Here is a 17,091-nt window from a genome sequence, read left to right as displayed (position 1 = left end):
AACTGCAAAGCACCTCTTCGCAGCTCGATGCCACGACCCGCCAACTGGAGACGGCAACCCAGCAGCTCGAAGCCGCTACCCAACAACTCGAAGCCGCTCGCGAGCACGAGACCACGCTTTTGGCGAAGCAGCAACAGCTTGAAGCGAGCATCACGCGCTGGGAGCAGCAGGAGGCAGCGTGGAAACAGACGCTTGCGCAAAAAGACGCCGAACTTCTGGCAGCGAACCAACGCTATCAGGAATTGACCGACAAGCACGACCAGACGCTTCAGCAGCTGCGTGCCGCCGAAGGCAAACTGGCCCAGCAGCAGACGGATGAGAGCAGTTGGAACAAGCGCCTCGAAGATACCATCCAGTCGTTTAAGCAGCAACTGAAAGAAAAAGAAAAGCAACTGGAGCAAATCACCACCCAGGAGCTTGTCTTGAAAAAAACAGTCACCGGACTGAAACAGCTAGTCAAGGAGCATCAGGAGAAAGAGGAGAAATACAGACAAGCCATAAAGGACTTCAGCCAAAAAGAAGCGCGGGCGAACAAGGCGCTGAACCAACTGCCGAGCAGTAGCCATACGACGGGAACGGCCTCTTCTTCTGCCCCCGTGCCGTTCCAGATGCCGCCGCACACGCAGCAAGGGAACACATTCAACCCGTTCAAGTAACCCGCCCCAATGTGCAATAGCCGTTACCTCTCGACACCTTGCTGAATAAAACATAGTAGAGTACAGAAAGGGAGGGATATCCATGACACCAGATCAACTCCGCGCACTATACAATCAGCGTCAGCAACGCCCTGTTCGCCAAGACTTGCGTCCGTTGGGCATGCCGCCATCGCCACTGCCAAAATCCGGGCCTGTGCATAACGTAAAACCCTATGTTCAATCGAAAACAACCGGGGGATGCTGCGGCAGGCGTTGGCAAGGCTAATGCAATAAAAGCCCCCTTTTCCATGACCCGTTCTGTGTGGGATGAAATGATCCGGCATTGCCAGGAAGAAAAACCGTACGAGGCATGCGGCTTGCTTTCGGGAAGAAACGGCAGCGCCCAAACCATCTGGCGGATGGAAAACATTTGGAAGCGACCCGACGCTTTTGCCATGAGCACGCGGCAAATTCAGAAGGTGCTGCAAAAAATCGCTTCCCGGGGGGAGAATCTGGTTGGAATCTATCATTCCCATCCAACCGCTCCGCCTGTTCCGTCCCGGGAAGACATCGCGAACGCCAACTACCCGGAAGCGGCCTACCTTATCGTCTCCCTTGCTTCGCCAAAGCCTGCACTCGGATGTTACCGCATTTGGGGGTCGAGGGCCTTTTCCTGCCCTCTCCAGCTTGAATAAAAAAACAGACAGAACGGCGGGGTCATCGCTCCCGCCGTTCTGTCTGTTCTATTGTCGTGACAATCAGCCATTCCCGCTGTTCCCAACTGACAAAATCATCCTCCCACAACACCTGACACCGTTCCTGGTCGATGTTGATGACGATACCTCTGGCACCATCCTTCACAAATACGACCCCATCGCCTACTTGTATCACCGGTATCGCCGCCCATTATCCGAGTCTGAAAATAATCCCGTGGCCGCCCTTTGGATACTCCCACTTGATGTTCTCGTAAGGACAGCCGATGCGGCAGCTTCCGCATTCGTGACACCCTTCATATCCCACGTGCATCCGCACTTCTTCCCATTTGTACACCTCCGCCGGACAGAAGATCGTACAGAGCTTATCCGGGCACTGCGTCGCGCATACATCCGCGCTCAGCACGTGCAGATGCGACTGTGTGTCAGCCTTGAAGCGAACCAGATACTGCTTTTCCTCGATCGATTGCCCTTTGGGTATTTGCGTCATTATTTCATCACCCTCCATGCATTCATCAGATCGCGAGCCATTTTCCACTTGTCCCTGGCACTGCCCAGATCCCTCCATATTTTTTTCTGCTTGCTCCACTTCGAGCTGCCGTCTACCGTGAACATTTGACTGGCCGCCCGGTTCATCAGCGGGATATACTGCTCGAAATAGTGCGGAGACTTTTCAAAATGATGCGTGGCATCCTTGTACTTTTTCAAATCCTGGCCGACAAAGCTGTTCAGCAGACTGGTCCGGTACGACTCCAGCATTTTTTCCGAATAATCCCCGGCTTCTCTGGCTGTCAAAATCGTTTCCGCCGCCATCACCCCGGAAGCCATAGCCATGTTGGAGCCTTCGCGATGAATGGCATTGACAAGCTGAGCGGCGTCGCCCACGACGATAACGCCGTTGCCGACGACTTTAGGCATGGAGCGATAGCCGCCTTCCGGGATGAGATGAGCCAGATACTCCTGCTGCTCGCAGCCTTGCAGATACGGGCGAATCATCGGGTGGTTCTTGACGTAATCCAATAGCTCATACGGCTTGATCTTGTGCTTGATCAGCCCGGACAGCATCGTACCCACGCCGATATTCAGGCTGTCCTTGTTTGTGTACAGCCAGGCTGTGCCCAATATCCCTTTGGTGGAGTCTCCGAAAATCTCGATTGTGCAGCCGTGGTCGCCTTCCAGATTGAAGCGGTCCTCGATGATTTTGCGATCCAGCTTGAGCACTTCCATGACGGCAAGCGCGACCTCGTCCGGCCGAAACTCCTTGTGAAAGCCGAGCGATTTGGCCAAAAGCGAATTGACCCCGTCTGCGAGGACGACCACATCGGCATAGACGTCGCCATTTGGGCGATCCGTCTTGATCCCGACCACTTTGCCGTCCTCGACGATACAGGATAAAGCCACCGTCTCGTTGAGCAAAAGCGCCCCTTGCTGCACCGCTTTATCTGCAAACCATTGGTCGAATTTGGCCCGCAGCACCGTGAAGTTGTTGTACGGCTCCTGCGCCCACTCCAGACCTTTGTAGCCGAAGGTGAGGGCGGATTGCTTATCCAGCATCATGAAGCGCTGTTCGACGATGGGGCGTTCGACTGGCGCTTCCTTGTAAAATCCGGGGATGATGTCTTCCATCGTCTTGCGGTACAGCACCCCGCCCATCACGTTTTTCGACCCCGGGTATTCGCCGCGCTCCATCAACAGCACATTGACGCCAGCCTTCGCCAGCGTGTAGGCGCAAGCGGTTCCGGCCGGACCTGCACCGACTACAATCACGTCAAATTTTTCAGCCATACGTAACCTCCCTGTCCGGCTCTTTTTGGAACGCTTTCATCAACAGCGGCACGATTTCAAAGGCGTCGCCTACAATCCCGTAGTGGCAAGCCTGGAAAATCAGCGCGTTCGGGTCCTTGTTGATCGCAATAATCAGTCCGGAGTTGCGCATGCCAACCAGATGCTGGATCGCGCCGGAAATCCCGATGGCGAAATAAATTTTCGGCGTCACCGTCACCCCTGTCTGCCCGACCTGATGGGCATGATCGATCCATCCCGCCTCCACGGCGTCCCTGCTCGCCCCAACCGTTGCCCCGATGGCTTCCGCGAAACGATGGATGAGGGCAAAGCCCTCCTTGCTCCCCAGTCCTTTTCCTCCCGCTACAATGATGTCCGCTTCATCCAGCCTGACCTTTTTCCGCGTTTCCCGCACGATTTTCAATACTTTGGTGCGAATGTCCTCTTCCGCAAGCTGGATGCTCTCGCGGATCACCTCGCCTGTTCGGCTGGGATCAGGCTCAAGCGCCTTCATGACTTTGGGGCGGACCGTCGCCATTTGCGGGCGGTGCTTTTTACACAAGATCGTCGCCATGATGTTTCCGCCAAACGCCGGGCGGCTGGCTTCGAGCAACCCTGTCTCCGCATTGACGTCAAGCATCGTCGTATCGGCCGTCAGCCCGGTCTCCAGGTCGGTCGCGACGGCGCTCGCCAAATCTTTGCCCGTCGAAGTCGCTCCGTACAAAATGATTTCCGGCTTGTGCTTCTGCACGCATTCGATCACGGCGCGCATGTACGACTCCGTGCGGTAATCGGCAAAGATGCGGTCGTCGTAGACGTACACCTGATCCGCCCCGTACGGAAAAGCGGTTGGCGCCAGCTCCGTCACGCCCTCCCCGATCAACAGACCTGCGAGCGGCACGCCCCGTTTGTCCGCCATTTGCCGGCCAGCCCCGAGCAATTCGAGCGACACGGGAGCAATCCGCCCTTCCCGCGCCTCCAGATAGACCCAGATGCCCCGATAATCGTCCAGATTCATGTCTGCCCCTCCTTCACGCAAAACAACGCCTGTTTTCCCCGAAGGATTTCCATCAAGCGCGCAACCTGCTCCTGCGGGGTACCCTCCAGCATTTCCCCTCCCTTTGGCTTTTCCGGCGGCCATACCTTCGCCACTATCGTCGGCGAGCCTTTCAGGCCAAGCAAGCTCCGGTCGATGTCTCCGAGGTCGTTCACCGACCAGACAACGGGATTGTACCGGGCCGCCCGCAACATATTGGGCAGTGGCGAGTACGGCACCTCGTTGATCTCCTTTTCGACGGAAAACAGACAGGGCAATGTAGACTGGACAACCTCATAGCCGTCTTCCAGCTTGCGATGCACGATGGCGAAGCCTTGCTCCTTGTTGACCTCGACCACTTTTTTTACGTTGGTGAGCGGAGGAATATCGAGTCTTCTCGCCACTCCCGGACCGACCTGTCCCGTATCGCCGTCAATCGTCATTTTCCCGCAGATGACCAGGTCAACGGGCTGTGTCTCCGCGATTTTCTCGATCGCCTTGGTGATGGCATAGCTCGTCGCCAGCGTATCCGCCCCGGCAAACGCGCGGTCCGTCACCAGGTAACCGGCGTCTGCGCCGATCTCCACACATTTGCGAATGGCTTTTACTGCTGGCGGCGGCCCCATGGTCACCACCGACACCACGCCTCCATACCGCTTTTTCAAACGGACTGCTTCCTCTACTGCATGTGCGTCATACGGGTTGAGAATCGCAGGTGCGCTGGCACGATCCATTGTGTTGGTTTTCGGATTCATCTTGATGATCTTCGTGTCCGGCACCTGCTTGATACAAGCTACGATGTGCAGCATGAACAATCCCCCCTTGCTGCCGGGCGCGGGCTCGCTTTTTTTCGTCCAAAGGTTGTCTTTCTTTCGCGCAATTCATTTCGGGCAGCTCGTTGTTCGTTGTTACTAACCTATTGCGAGAAAGGCAGGCTTAGACCTGAAACGAGCGGTCTATCGTCTCTCGTTTTCACAAAAAAACAAACGCCTTCATGAATGAAAGAAAACCCCCCCTTATACCGGGTGGGTTTCGCATGATTTTCGTGCTGTCGCTTGTTACGCTGCCGATCAGGCAGTCGTCCATTGTTCAAAGATGATCGAAGCACTGACCACTCCGAAACCTGTTACGGACCCGTTCAGTGTTGCCTCACCGTTCAGATTTTGCAGCGTGACGACGTCATTTTCGAACAGGGTGACAATGGCGCGTCCCGTGAGCAAGCCTTGAGAGTTTTCGCCATAGGTGGTACCGGCCAAGAGCACTCCATTTGCAAACAGCGCAAATGACCTCCCCGCTTCCTGAACGTTCAACTCATACGTGATCTGGTACACCCCTGCCTCATTGACCAAAAATTGATTGTCCTCTCCGGCAACACGGGTGATACATGTCCCATTGGAAGGGCCGTCTATCTCGAAACTCACCAGGGTGGATGTCAAGATCGACAGCAATTGGGAGGAGTTGCTGAAGTAATAGGCAAAGCAACTGCTTCCTGCGGGGCCTGGAGGGCCTTGAGGACCTACTGGACCTTGTTCACCTACTGGACCTTGGGGACCTGCTGGGCCTTGTTCACCCACCGGACCTTGGGGACCTGCTGGACCTTGTTCACCTACCGGACCCTGCGGACCTGCTGGACCTTGCTCGCCCACCGGACCCTGCGGACCTGGCTCGCCCGCTGGACCTTGGGGACCTACTGGGCCTGGCTCACCTGCTGGACCTTGGGGACCTGCTGGACCTGGCTCACCTACTGGACCCTGCGGACCTGCTGGACCTGGTTCGCCCACTGGACCTTGCTCACCCACCGGACCCTGCGGACCTGCTGGACCTTGTTCACCTACCGGCCCCTGCGGACCTGCTGGACCTGGCTCACCTACTGGACCCTGCGGACCTGCTGGACCTTGTTCACCTACTGGACCCTGCGGACCTGCTGGACCTGGTTCACCTACCGGACCCTGCGGACCTGCTGGGCCTTGCTCACCTACTGGACCCTGCGGACCCACCGGACCTGGCTCACCCACCGGACCTTGGGGACCTGCTGGACCTTGTTCGCCCACTGGACCCTGCGGACCTGCTGGGCCTTGTTCACCCACCGGACCCTGCGGACCCACCGGACCCACCGGACCCTGCGGGCCTGGATCGCCTGTCGGACCCTGGGGACCTCGGAATCCCCTCGGACCTCGCTCACCTCTTGGCCCTCTTGGCCCCCTCGGTCCCCTCTTTCCCCTGCCGCTTTCATCCCCGCCTGAGGACGCTGAGCTGTCCGAACCGGAAGAGTCTGAACTGCCCGAACTGCCCGAACTGCCCGAACCGCCGCAAGAGCCTTGCTGCAAATACGCGTAAAGCTCCGGGTTCTCCTTGAGCTGCTCAATGATTTTCTCTACATCCTTCTTGCCATGATAACGCATGGTTTCACTCCTTTATTTGAAGATACTGTATCCTATGAACGAGAGTGAGACATGCCATAGGCAAATAGAAAACAAGCTGTTACCTATTAAAGTAACCAAGTCCGGATCTGCGAAATAGGATAGGAGAGACTGTTTTTACGAGGTGAATTCCCTCCATGTTGACTAGCGATGCCCGCATCCCTGCCTATCACCTACGCTGCGATTCCCGGCTTCTTGACCAACTGAATGAAGACGTAAAAGCGCACAGGAGCATCCCTGCCACGCTTGGCTTTCACGGCGAATTCTATCAAATTGAATTGGCCTACCGGGGTGCGCACACGCGCCAATTCGCCAAGAAGTCTTTTCAGATTACAATCGTGCCTCCCCAACTGTTTCGAGGGGCGCGCGAGTTCCATCTCAACGCCGAATTCGTCGATCCGTCCTACATGCGCAACAAGCTTTCGTTCGATTTTTTCACCCAAATCGGTTCTTTCGCGCCGCAAACCGAGCACGTCCTCCTCTATCTCAATGACGAATGCCTCGGAATCTATCTCAAAATCGAGGCGGTAGATGATCGTTTCCTCGCTGCCCGCAACCTGCCCGCTGGCCCGATCTACTATGCGGTGAACGCCCATGCGAATTTCTCCCTGTTCCGCCCCAAAACCACCGAAGCAAAAGCAGCGCTGGAAGCCGGGTATCAACGGAAGCTGGGTACGGCAGCAGACGACGGGGATTTGCGCGAACTGATTTTTCGAATTAACGCCACACCACCAGCGCTGTTTGCCCACGTCATCGAAAAGTGGGTCGACATCCCCCAATATTTACGCTGGCTGGCTGGTGCGGTCTGCACGCAAAATCTCGACGGCTTTCTCCACAACTACGCGTTATACCGCCATGGGGAAAACAAGCGCTTTTTCATCATCCCCTGGGATTACGAGGCGACGTGGGGACGCGATGTGAATGGGCACGTGCTCGCTCCGGCAAATCTGCGTATCCAAGGCTTCAATACGCTGACGGCACGCCTATTGGATGTCCCGGTGTTTCGCGCCCAGTATGTCCGACTGCTCCGGTCCATCCTCGACACGACCTTTACCGTGGCGCACTTGCGGCCTCATATCCTCGCCTTGCATGACACCTTGCGCCCCTTTGTTTCCCTCGACCCCTACAAACAAGACGTCCTCGCCACCTTTGCCACCGAGCCTGCATTTATTTGCGCCTTCATCGAGGAGCGCAACCAGTTTTTGCGCCAAAGCCTGGAAGCCTTTGAACATCCTCGCTCCGGCTGAACGCCAAAACAGCAGGCGCGCATCCGCCTTTCCCAGCCACACCACCATCCCGCGCCTTTTGCCACCGTCCGGCAGGACACGCTTCTCCTTTTCCCGCAAAAAAAGACGCCTGGCATCAGCTGAGCGCTGACAGGCGTCTTTCCCTTTGCTTATTTTTTCAAGGACAGTTCAACTGATGCGTCCGTGAACTTCTTCGTTACTCGCTTCAATTTGATTTGCAGCCCGATTTCCGGAAGGATTTTTCCGACCTCCGGCACTTCCGGCATCGTGTAATCGTCGCTGTCGTCAAAGGTAGTCACACCTTTGAGCGGTGCGTACTTCATCGTACCGAAAATGTAATCGAGGTTCATGCCAGACGTTTTGTTCGGGCTGAATGCCGCGTCGTTCACCTGGTAGCGGGAATCGGCAATCGCGTCTTTGTTTCCTTCGTCGTTGTTCCAGTAGCGCACTTCCTGATGCGCATCGACGACGCCGAGCATGCCGTAGCCCGGATGCTGGCTTGTGTTGTTGTCCTGCGTTTTGCCGTAACGGCCGTCGTAGTACCAAATCACCATGCCTGGGTCGTAAGAGAAGAACGTATCGTTGCGGCGGAAATACTTCAGTCCGGCGTCTACGCCCTCATGAGAGCGCAGCTCGATCAGGTAGTACGTGTCGTACATTTTTCCATTGCCGTCGAAGTGAATGAAGCCATCCAGTTCGAACTTCTGGTCGCCCTCGGCATCGTCGGCGAAAATGACCTCGCCATCCGCTTCCACTTCAAAGTTGTCGAGGTAGAAGCCAGGCATCGCCAAGCCAACATCCGTCACGTAGTTGAACTCCACGCGAATTTTCTTGCCAGCAAAATCGTTCAGGCTGATTACTTCCTTTTCCCAGCCTTTTGTGACATCGTCATATTGTTCTACGGTTTGGCTTTCTCCTGTATCCTCGTCAATCACGTTGACGTACAGGTAGTCGTAGTCGGTTTCAATCGCTCTCCACGAGTCAAAGCTCATGGACGCTGAGCTGGCCCCGGTCAAATCGATCACATCTGACACCATTTTCGTATCCAGGTTGTCGCCTTCATCGGAGAAGTAGGCGTAAGCCCCGTCTTTCGGCTGAGTCGGCGGTTCTTTTTCAGCCTGCGGCATGTTAAGCTTGATTACTTTTCCACCCATCTCCTGGCTGGAAGCGTCGATCAGGCCGAACGACTGCTTTTTCTTTTTCAAATCGGTATAATCGATCACGCGCGGCGAAATCCATTTTCCGCCGTACATTTCTTGCAGCATCATCTTGGACCATGGATCCAGTCCGGTTGGTTGTGTTTGGAAAACTTTACCGGTGTGGCTGCCGGAAGACATCAAGGACCACGCACCTACTGGCGAGTCGTGCCCTTCCCTGGACGTATCATACAAATCCGGCAGTCCGAGGTTGTGTCCGTATTCGTGCGCGAAAACGCCAGGCGCGCCGTCTTCGGGCTGAATCATATAGTCGAAGGCTTTCAGGCTGGTACCTGGGATTTCCGTTTGCTTTTTCAACGTCCAGCGATGCGACCAGATTGCGTCTGCATCTTCGCCCGTCTCTTCACCGATACCGGCATGAACCAGCATCAGGTTGTCCAGCATGCCGTCCGGCTCCATCAGATCGCCATCGCCATCTAGGTCGTACGGGTCGCGCTGGTCGTAGTCTTCCTCTTTGCCCGCAATCGCCTGGCCTACAGCTTCCAGCGTTTCTTCGACCAGATCGCGCGGTGCTGCGTCGTTGCCGCTGGAATTGTTTCCGCCGTAATACTTGTAGCTCTTTTCAGCCACTTGCCAAGGAGTGACGACGCCATTTACCGTCCAGCTTCTGCCGGATTGCAAATAGTAATACTCCGCCATCGTCGTCATGCTGGTGCCTTCTGGCGTCGTATAGCCCTTTTGATTGAAAAGCATATCGCGGTAGTGCTTTTCGTTGAAGTCCTTGGTCCAGAGCGTATCGTTCACCTTGGGCAGCTGGTTGTGCTCCCGATCCGGAAATTCCACGAGCGCAACCACAATATTATCGGTATGTACTCGTTTGGAGGCGCGCAGTTCGCTTTCATCCGCATCCTCGACCTCTGAGACCCGCTTTGCCGCCTCCGACAAAGCTGCCAGTTGGGATTTCTCCGCTTTTTTCCCGAAGGACGAGGTGTTGTCGATGCCATGCGGCACTTTTTTGTCCTTGAGGTAATCGAGCAAAGCTTCCTGAATTTCTTCCTGATCGGCGTCCTCATCAATGATGCCTTGCTCCATCAGCCCTTTTACCAAGCGGTCGGTATTGACTGTGGACAAGTCCACCTCCAAGGTCTGCTTGTCCTCCTTCGACTTGGCCAATCCCGCAGCAGGCGCAGCCGCAAATGCACTCAGCACGAGTGATGACGAAAATAAAATCGATAATAGCTTCTTGCCCTTCTTCACTGCCGTTCACCCTCTTTTTCTATCTATTGGTTTGGCCGGACGGACGATCCTGATTCCCCTAGTTCCGACTATTCACAATTATTGCATGTTTTTGTCTCATAGCCAAAAAATTTCTTTCGACAGAAAATCCTTCCTGCGCCAAACGGATTTTTCTCCTGATCCATCTGACCCAGATTGCCCATGTCTGCGCTCTTCCATTTTTTGTGCTTATCCTTGTCTGATAGACAGCGCAGAAAGATTGCTGACAAGACAGCTACCGCCAAAAGTCCTAGGAGGTTTTGGTAGAAATTTGTCGAATGAGCACGAATTTTTTGTCATATGGCCGCCGATCGTGGCGAGAAAACGTTTGCTTCCTTCACGCTTCGCGAAAGAGATGAATCACTGCTTTCGGGCGCCCACACATGCCCCAGCGTCAGCATGGGGCACTGAAAAAGGCAGGGCTTTTCTGCTGCCTGCCTTTAAAAAAGATTCATGCTCAAGTACCGTTCCCCTGTATCCGGCGCAATGCAGACGACCCGCTTGCCGGCGCCCAGCCTTTTGGCGATAGCGACAGCCGCAAACACCGATGCTCCTGACGATGGACCGACCAAAATCCCTTCCAGCGCAGCGAGCTTGCGCATGCTGTCCAGCGCCTCCTCATCTGCGATCTGGATGATCTCGTTGTAGATGTCCGTATTCAAAATACGCGGAATGAAACCCGGGCTTGTGCCAACGAGCTTGTGCGGCCCTGGTTGGCCACCGGACAGTACAGGCGAGCCTTTTGGCTCCACCACCGCGATGTACAGCTCCGGCAGCTGCTCGCGCAACGCTTCGCCTGTTCCCGTAATCGTTCCGCCTGTGCCTGCCGTTGCCACAAACGCATCGAGCTGTCCATTGGTCTGCGCCAAAATTTCGCGGGCAGTCGTGATTCGGTGGATATCGGGATTCGCCTTGTTTTCGAACTGTTGCGGGATGAAGCTGCGCGGAATCTCCCGTTGCAGCTCCTGGGCCTTGGCAATCGCTCCCGGCATCCGCAGCTCGCTTGGCGTCAGTACCACCTCTGCCCCGTACGCTTTTAAGATGTTGATTCGCTCTTTGGACATGTTATCCGGCATGACCAAGATCGCCCGATACCCTTTGGCAGCTGCATTCATCGCCAAGCCGATCCCGGTGTTTCCGCTCGTCGGCTCGATAATCGTATCCCCCGGCCGGATCAAGCCCGCCTGCTCCGCTGTGGCAATCAGGTTGTACGCCGCCCGGTCCTTGACGCTTCCGGACGGATTGAATTTTTCAAGCTTCACCCATACCTCCGCCGCTCCCGCCGGGACCATCCGGTTCAGGCGAACGAGCGGCGTGTTGCCAATCAGCTCTGTTATATTTTCGTAGACGTTCATAAAACCCTCCCTTGGAAAACCTGGCTGCCCTCATGGCTTGGCACAGCCGTAGTTGCCCTTCTCCTGGAAACGAATCTGGTCCATCCGAATCTGCCGAACCAAGCACAATCGCAGATGTATACAATTAAGCATAAGGGAAGAAAACCGATCTGAAAACCCTAAAATCTCATCAGAAAACTTGGCTGCTCCACGCCAAGCTGTTGGCGGAGCCATCCCCCCTATAGCGCACACGTCTTCCGCTCTTCTGCGTACACGGCTTCAGCCAGCTCGGCCCTTCTGCTCGGCATAAAAAAAGCTCATTTCCGGCCGCCTTGTGCAGCCTGGAAGCTGAGCTTGTCCTTTTTCGCTGTCCGTGCTAGTAGCCGTACTTGGCCTTCGTCTGTTCCAACATCGCTGCTGCCTTCTGGTAGAGGTTGCTTGCTGTAGACCGGGCGCGCGCCTGCTCCTGTTCCATCGTGCCGAGCCGCTGCTTCGCCTGGGCGACGGCAGCAGAGCCAGCCTGAACCGCCTCCGTCAACGCTGCTTCCCGCTTTTGCGCGTCTGCTACGTTCGCCTTGATCTCCTCCCACACGGCCTGCGCGTCTTGCATATCCGTCTCCAGCACCGTAATGATATCCTGCATCCGCTTTTTCTTTTGCGCGATCGTGCTGTCCATGGCATTCATCCCCTCGACCAGCACCTTCATGCTGCCGAGAGTCCCGGCCATCACATCGTACTCCATTTTGCTTACCCCCGGCTGTTTGGCATACGTAATCAGCTCGTCCAAAAGACCTTGCAGTTCGGCAACCTGGTCTTCGGAAAACCGGAGTTCATCCGCGAACTGGATTTCCTGCAAGTATTGGGCACTCTCCAGCAAATCAGCCGTAAGCTTGCTGGTCTGCTCGACTTTTTTGGCGAACGCGACGCGAGCGGCCTCCTTGGCCCGCTGCTCTTCCACTGCTTTTTTCCGCTGTTCGGCTTCCTGTTCGACACGCGTTGTCCACGCCGCCAGCTTGTCGTCGTACGTCTGCCTGGTGCTGGCCACAAGCCGGGTCTCCGTCTGCTCGCCCTGCGCAAGTGGTCCCTGGAAAAGCAGGTCGCTATCGCTCACCTTGGCCTGGAGCTTGTGACCGGTCGTCTTCTCTTGAAGTGTTAACATATCGCTCTTTATGGTCCCTGTCCAGACGTTTGTCTCTGTCTGCAAGCGCGGAATCGTATCCTCGACCAGCATCCTGGACAACGTTACCTCTACGTGGACCTGATCCTGATCCTGTTCTCGTGTGATCCGGGCGTACACCATCCGGCTGTCATCTTCATACAAGTACCCTTCTGCCAGAGTGATCGGCCCCCACAAGCGATAGCCCCAAATGCCCAACGCAATGACAGCCAGTAGTGCGATTCCCGCTACGAAACGTTTGTTTTTCCCCTGCATGCTGCGACCCCTCACCTACTTGGTTCTCTTTCATTTGGCGGCCCCAAACGTGCCCCTATCCCTTCATCATACATGAACTCCGTTTCCGATCCCTATGAGTCGAAAGACCAATTCCTGTACAGCATGCGCGGATTGATTTGAAGGCCATCCCCCTGAACAGCTATACTACGAAGATATCCTGCTAGGAGGCCTGGTTGATTTGGAACCCCACTATGTGAAAAAGCAATAAGATGATGACTGTTCCCAAAATCCTCTCCTGTTCGTATTCATAGGCAAGCGTATGATAGAAAAGGTGCAAGAGGTGCTCCTATTTGAAGAAAACACTAATGCGGTCAATCGTCGTAATCGTTTCTATTCTAGCGTGCATTGTTGGCTATCTCATCTATCCCTTTTTTTATTCGATGTCACATTTACCGCAGGGTACTCTGATAGAACAATCCATCTCTCCTTCCGGGGAATTTACAGTCAATGCCTATCTTGTAAATGGTGGCGCAACTACTGCGCTCTGTGTGAGAGGCGAGCTTCAAAATAATAAAACGGGAAAAAGGAAAAATATGTATTGGGATTATCGCATAGACAAAGCTGAAATCGTTTGGATCAACAATGAAACGGTTTCTATTAATGGGCATGTATTGTCGATCAAAAATGATACATTTGATTGGAGGAGAGAGTGAAAGTCTTTGCCCGGTCCTTCCCCAAATAAAAAACCCTCCCTTCCGACCATGGGAAGAAAAGGGAGGCTGGGTGGACTGGGTTCAAATCTCTAGTTCACCAAGTCGAACAAGTTCGACTACTGCCTGAGATCGACCTTTGACACCTAATTTTTGCATGACATTCCTTATGCGTACCTTTTACAAACACTAATGATCAACGAAATGTGAGGTCTAAATCGACCGTTCCGTCTTCGTAGACGACAATTTTCTTAATTAAATTCTGGAACGTTGTATAAAGGTCCTGTTCTTGATTGTTCAAAGCCTTAAATGCTTCTTTTGCGGATCGAATGCTGCTTTCTGCGCTGACCTGATTCTCTAAAAGGTAGATCCGATCTTCGATACTTTTTATCGTCTCATCAATTTCACGACGTTTCTCTTCAAATTCGGTTTTCTCAATAAGCTGCTCTAAATAAAGATCGAGGAGTCCGGCTTTCTTCGTTTTTTGTTGCTGCAATTGTTTCTTCAAGAGGGTTAGGTCTTCATTCCTCCGTTTTTCAAAGTCGCTGCTAAAGTTCAATTGAAGTTCGTTCCCCTCTTGCTGAAGCTGATTGATGATTAAAGCCCTGAATTCGTCGTACCGAATAGGAGCATGATTTACACAACCATCTTGCGCAGCCCTGCGGTATTGACTGCATTTGAGATACTGCCAGCTTGATCTGCTTCCATCTTTTTTCTTCTTCCATGTTTGAACTATCACCATATTGGAGCCACATACTGCACATTTCGCGAGCCCGCGGAACTCATTCCAGGGAGTTATCTTCGTTCTCACTGTTTTCTCCACCTTGTTATTGGCTTTTTCCCAGGTCGCTCGATCAACAATCTCAGGATGGTGATTACGAAAGATAATCCATTGCTCCTCTGGATTCCTCACTTGTTTTTTGTGACCACCAATTTTCACACTGGCGAACTGATTCATTACGAAGTCCCCACAATACAGTGGGTTGTGAATTATTCGATGTATTGAGGTAATCTGCCATACACGAGCTGACTTCGGGGGGATTCCCATCGAGTTAAGCTCCTTCACTATCCGCTTATAACCCCATCCCTGGTTATACCACTCAAAAATTTGGCGGATCGTTTTTGCTTCATCAGGATTGATGATCAACTTTCCGTCTTCTTTGTCATATCCGTACGGAGTTTTGCCGATGTGTTCACCGCGCCGAACTTTAGCGGCCAGAGCAGCTGAAACACCTGCAGAAAGAGTCCGGCTATATTGCGCAGCAAAGAGGCTCCACAGCTCAAATGCCATATCGTTCTTACCGGCTTTTCCTGAGTCGTAGCCTTCTTCAACCGAAATAATACGTACGTGATGCCCTTGTAGCACTTCGCGGATTTCTAATGAGTCCTTGAGATCCCGCGCCAACCTGGAAATGGATTTAAACACTGCCATGCTTATTTCTTTTTTCCTTGCCTTCTCGAGAATTAACTGTATGGCTGGGCGCTCAAGGAAAAGCGTTCCACTAATCCCCTCATCCTTATAAACACAGTTTTCATCCCACTCATATCCGTTCCGCTCTAGCCAGTTTCTGCATATGTCAATTTGATTTTCTATCGATGAGATCTGCTCGTCTTTATCAGTGGAGACGCGCACATAAACAGCATAATCTTTTGCCATTGGTTATCTCCTTATGGTTTGCAATTGGTTCACTTATACCAATATTACCATAACACAAAAACCTCCTCGACATTTAAAGGAGGTTTCCCGCTGGCCTACATTGACCAAAAATCGTAGCATTTATGCTCTGACATCAATGATGCAATCCATGTTAATCCACTGGACATCTGTGTCATTTACAAGCTTGATTCGCCGCCCCTGTTGATCAACCCATTTGACGATACCCCACATGGAACAGGTCGATCCAAGATTGCCTTTCACTTGTCTCCACCAAGTTACTGTGATAGCGTAATCCTCCCGCCCGGAATCGCGGATCGTATAATGAAAATTCTCCAGTTCGTCTTGCTCAATTACAGGCATGGAAACCAGTTTCTCGTCTTCCTTGACCTGCAGGTAGAGCTCTCTTTGCTCGGGAAGTACGAACCGCATCGAAAATGAATTTTCTATCTTGCTTGCCATCTGCCTTGCTCCTTTCGTTCCCATGCCTCCAGCACTGTCATGGTGTCCGGCGCGGATCGCTGCCACTCGATATACTCCTCTTCTCAAGAACTTCAAGCACCGTCATGATGCCCCCTCTATTGCGCCCAGTTTTGATGCACAATTCGTCCACCGTTGGCGTCCTACGTCTCCCAGCTGAGTAGTTGGCAATCACGCGCAGGATTTTTCTCTCGATATCAGACAGCACGGCCACTCACCACCGGCGCAACAGCGAGAATGTTGTCGATGACAAAGACCCTCGGTGCCTTACGTGTGAGGCAATATGCTTTCAAGCGCTCTCCTATAACCTCCAGCGGTCGCAAGGTTCGCATTGTTGTCTGGCCACCCCGGCCCAAATAGATGATCTGAATGTGTTGCTGATGCTCTATGGCGCGTTGTAACTCCTTTACCACGTCGTCCCCCTTCAAATTAGAACGTTTGTTCTTGGATTATATGCGAACAAAATACGAACACGCAAATACTTATTCTGTAAAAACCCGCTAGGTGGTACAATGTGGGAAAAAGAGGACGGCGATCACTGATGAAATTTGGGATGAGGAAACCAAGCCTAAAAAAGAGGATCTCGGCAAAAACCAGCCTGAAACGCCAGGTCGTCCATCGGGCGGGAGTAAAGATGCCCCGCGGCTGGGGATGGCTCCGTGATCCGAAAAAGTATGCGTACAACAAGGTCTATCAGCGAACCACTTTTGACGTATTCGCCCTGATAAAAAAGCTGTTCAAATAGATAAAGAAGAAGGAGAATCAGTAAATGAACATGAAAGACCTGGAGCCGTTTATTAAATATTATTTAAGCTCACTGAATGGAAAAACATTAGAAGAACAGAAGCAGCAAGTCGAAAAAGACAATGCCCTCATAAACAAACTCCTCAAAATCGACAATGATCAGGAAGATTGTGATGATCAAGAAGAACGAGAAAAAATAATCACGGACATATTTGCAGTTTTAAATATTTCTGGGAATGCTCAAAAAGAAAATGAGTTTCGTTCGCTAATTACACTATTCACGAATGAACAATTAAAGGCGCTATTGAAAACAACCAAAGAGATTAAAAACCTTAAAGAGGCAAAATAAATTACCCAAAAGGAACAGTGATACGCGAAAAACAGCCTGCTTACAATGTTGTTCAAATAAAAAAACGCCCTCCCCCCGGTTAACGTGATATGCTCCCCTTCAAGTAGACAGTTGAAATAATAAAACTGTCTCCCTGTAAGGAGGAGCATTTTTTTATGTCCC

Annotated in this window: 17 protein-coding genes and 2 pseudogenes; 6 read left to right on the top strand and 13 right to left on the bottom strand. The window is 52.9% G+C overall.

All coding sequences use genetic code 11. The features are described 5' to 3' along the window. A pseudogene (locus tag ACTHO6_RS00095) lies at positions 1 to 656 on the top strand (hypothetical protein); the annotation flags it as partial. A gap of 287 nt (positions 657 to 943) precedes the next feature. Continuing rightward, entirely contained in the window at positions 944 to 1,330 is a 387-nt protein-coding gene (locus ACTHO6_RS00090) for a M67 family metallopeptidase (RefSeq protein ID WP_440238089.1), read from the top strand. 22 nt (positions 1,331 to 1,352) lie between these two features. On the opposite strand, the gene ACTHO6_RS00085 is transcribed toward ACTHO6_RS00090, so the two are convergent. From ACTHO6_RS00085 to ACTHO6_RS00060, 6 genes are all read right to left on the bottom strand, one after another. Then, positions 1,353 to 1,526 carry a hypothetical protein gene (locus ACTHO6_RS00085; protein ID WP_440238087.1) on the bottom strand — a complete coding sequence of 58 codons (174 nt, stop codon included), beginning with the start codon at positions 1,524 to 1,526 and terminating at the stop codon, positions 1,353 to 1,355. Between the two features lie 15 nt (positions 1,527 to 1,541). Then, positions 1,542 to 1,838, bottom strand: a complete 297-nt coding sequence (locus ACTHO6_RS00080; protein ID WP_007780596.1) for a ferredoxin family protein — start codon at positions 1,836 to 1,838, stop codon at positions 1,542 to 1,544. Beyond that, positions 1,838 to 3,133 (bottom strand): FAD-dependent oxidoreductase, encoded by a 1,296-nt coding sequence (locus tag ACTHO6_RS00075; protein ID WP_440238085.1) that lies wholly within the window; start codon positions 3,131 to 3,133, stop codon positions 1,838 to 1,840. Before ACTHO6_RS00075 ends, ACTHO6_RS00080 begins: the two co-directional genes overlap by 1 nt. Beyond that, a complete protein-coding gene (locus tag ACTHO6_RS00070) occupies positions 3,126 to 4,148 on the bottom strand; it encodes an electron transfer flavoprotein subunit alpha/FixB family protein (RefSeq protein WP_440238083.1) in 1,023 nt (340 codons plus the stop codon). The genes ACTHO6_RS00075 and ACTHO6_RS00070 overlap by 8 nt, the downstream gene beginning before the upstream one ends. Further along, the gene (locus tag ACTHO6_RS00065) at positions 4,145 to 4,975 is read right to left on the bottom strand and encodes an electron transfer flavoprotein subunit beta/FixA family protein (RefSeq protein WP_440238081.1); all 831 of its coding nucleotides are present in this window, start codon (positions 4,973 to 4,975) and stop codon (positions 4,145 to 4,147) included. Before ACTHO6_RS00065 ends, ACTHO6_RS00070 begins: the two co-directional genes overlap by 4 nt. A gap of 261 nt (positions 4,976 to 5,236) precedes the next feature. Next, entirely contained in the window at positions 5,237 to 5,587 is a 351-nt protein-coding gene (locus ACTHO6_RS00060; RefSeq protein WP_440238079.1) for a BclA C-terminal domain-containing protein, read from the bottom strand. Between the two features lie 1,136 nt (positions 5,588 to 6,723). Here ACTHO6_RS00060 and ACTHO6_RS00055 point away from each other — a divergent pair. Next, entirely contained in the window at positions 6,724 to 7,833 is a 1,110-nt protein-coding gene (locus tag ACTHO6_RS00055; RefSeq protein ID WP_440238077.1) for a CotH kinase family protein, read from the top strand. Positions 7,834 to 7,982: 149 nt separating this feature from the next. On the opposite strand, the gene ACTHO6_RS00050 is transcribed toward ACTHO6_RS00055, so the two are convergent. The 3 genes from ACTHO6_RS00050 to ACTHO6_RS00040 form a co-directional block, all read right to left on the bottom strand. Continuing rightward, the gene (locus tag ACTHO6_RS00050) at positions 7,983 to 10,247 is read right to left on the bottom strand and encodes an immune inhibitor A domain-containing protein (protein WP_440238075.1); all 2,265 of its coding nucleotides are present in this window, start codon (positions 10,245 to 10,247) and stop codon (positions 7,983 to 7,985) included. Between the two features lie 458 nt (positions 10,248 to 10,705). Further along, positions 10,706 to 11,620: a cysteine synthase A gene (gene cysK / locus ACTHO6_RS00045; RefSeq protein WP_440238073.1), complete on the bottom strand. Its 915-nt coding sequence runs from the start codon at positions 11,618 to 11,620 to the stop codon at positions 10,706 to 10,708. A 355-nt stretch (positions 11,621 to 11,975) separates the two neighbouring features. Then, on the bottom strand, positions 11,976 to 13,031 hold the full coding sequence (locus tag ACTHO6_RS00040) for a hypothetical protein (RefSeq protein WP_440238071.1): 1,056 nt from the start codon (positions 13,029 to 13,031) through the stop codon (positions 11,976 to 11,978). 311 nt (positions 13,032 to 13,342) lie between these two features. Here ACTHO6_RS00040 and ACTHO6_RS00035 point away from each other — a divergent pair, with 311 nt between their 5' ends. Continuing rightward, complete coding sequence (locus ACTHO6_RS00035) at positions 13,343 to 13,705, top strand: DUF5412 domain-containing protein (protein ID WP_440238069.1); 363 nt, start codon at positions 13,343 to 13,345, stop codon at positions 13,703 to 13,705. Between the two features lie 81 nt (positions 13,706 to 13,786). Here the strand turns inward: ACTHO6_RS00035 and ACTHO6_RS00030 are convergent. From ACTHO6_RS00030 to ACTHO6_RS00015, 4 genes and pseudogenes are all read right to left on the bottom strand, one after another. Then, positions 13,787 to 13,873 (bottom strand): annotated as a pseudogene (locus ACTHO6_RS00030) (helix-turn-helix transcriptional regulator); the annotation flags it as partial. Between the two features lie 25 nt (positions 13,874 to 13,898). After that, complete coding sequence (locus ACTHO6_RS00025; protein WP_440238067.1) at positions 13,899 to 15,359, bottom strand: recombinase family protein; 1,461 nt, start codon at positions 15,357 to 15,359, stop codon at positions 13,899 to 13,901. A 120-nt stretch (positions 15,360 to 15,479) separates the two neighbouring features. Beyond that, positions 15,480 to 15,884, bottom strand: a complete 405-nt coding sequence (locus ACTHO6_RS00020) for a YolD-like family protein (protein WP_440238065.1) — start codon at positions 15,882 to 15,884, stop codon at positions 15,480 to 15,482. 149 nt (positions 15,885 to 16,033) lie between these two features. Further along, on the bottom strand, positions 16,034 to 16,249 hold the full coding sequence (locus tag ACTHO6_RS00015; protein ID WP_440238063.1) for a WYL domain-containing protein: 216 nt from the start codon (positions 16,247 to 16,249) through the stop codon (positions 16,034 to 16,036). A gap of 128 nt (positions 16,250 to 16,377) precedes the next feature. On the opposite strand from ACTHO6_RS00015, the gene ACTHO6_RS00010 reads away from it, so the two are divergent. Next, positions 16,378 to 16,581, top strand: coding sequence for a hypothetical protein (locus ACTHO6_RS00010; RefSeq protein ID WP_440239377.1), 204 nt, complete (start codon positions 16,378 to 16,380; stop codon positions 16,579 to 16,581). A gap of 24 nt (positions 16,582 to 16,605) precedes the next feature. Beyond that, positions 16,606 to 16,929, top strand: coding sequence for a hypothetical protein (locus tag ACTHO6_RS00005; RefSeq protein ID WP_440238061.1), 324 nt, complete (start codon positions 16,606 to 16,608; stop codon positions 16,927 to 16,929). The last annotated feature ends 162 nt before the right edge of the window (positions 16,930 to 17,091 follow it).

Source organism: Brevibacillus sp. SAFN-007a, from assembly GCF_051967035.1.
GTDB lineage: Bacteria > Bacillota > Bacilli > Brevibacillales > Brevibacillaceae > Brevibacillus.
This window is presented reverse-complemented; position numbering and strand designations above follow the sequence as displayed.

Excerpts from the sequence above, each read along its gene's own strand:
- ACTHO6_RS00090 (WP_440238089.1), top strand. The coding sequence starts at position 944 with ATGACCCGTTCTGTGTGGGATGAAATGATCCGGCATTGCCAGGAAGAA.
- ACTHO6_RS00080 (WP_007780596.1), bottom strand. The coding sequence starts at position 1,838 with ATGACGCAAATACCCAAAGGGCAATCGATCGAGGAAAAGCAGTATCTG.
- ACTHO6_RS00075 (WP_440238085.1), bottom strand. The coding sequence starts at position 3,133 with ATGGCTGAAAAATTTGACGTGATTGTAGTCGGTGCAGGTCCGGCCGGA.
- ACTHO6_RS00070 (WP_440238083.1), bottom strand. The coding sequence starts at position 4,148 with ATGAATCTGGACGATTATCGGGGCATCTGGGTCTATCTGGAGGCGCGG.
- ACTHO6_RS00065 (WP_440238081.1), bottom strand. The coding sequence starts at position 4,975 with ATGCTGCACATCGTAGCTTGTATCAAGCAGGTGCCGGACACGAAGATC.
- ACTHO6_RS00055 (WP_440238077.1), top strand. The coding sequence starts at position 6,724 with ATGTTGACTAGCGATGCCCGCATCCCTGCCTATCACCTACGCTGCGAT.
- cysK (WP_440238073.1), bottom strand. The coding sequence starts at position 11,620 with ATGAACGTCTACGAAAATATAACAGAGCTGATTGGCAACACGCCGCTC.
- ACTHO6_RS00040 (WP_440238071.1), bottom strand. The coding sequence starts at position 13,031 with ATGCAGGGGAAAAACAAACGTTTCGTAGCGGGAATCGCACTACTGGCT.
- ACTHO6_RS00025 (WP_440238067.1), bottom strand. The coding sequence starts at position 15,359 with ATGGCAAAAGATTATGCTGTTTATGTGCGCGTCTCCACTGATAAAGAC.
- ACTHO6_RS00010 (WP_440239377.1), top strand. The coding sequence starts at position 16,378 with ATGAAATTTGGGATGAGGAAACCAAGCCTAAAAAAGAGGATCTCGGCA.
- ACTHO6_RS00005 (WP_440238061.1), top strand. The coding sequence starts at position 16,606 with ATGAACATGAAAGACCTGGAGCCGTTTATTAAATATTATTTAAGCTCA.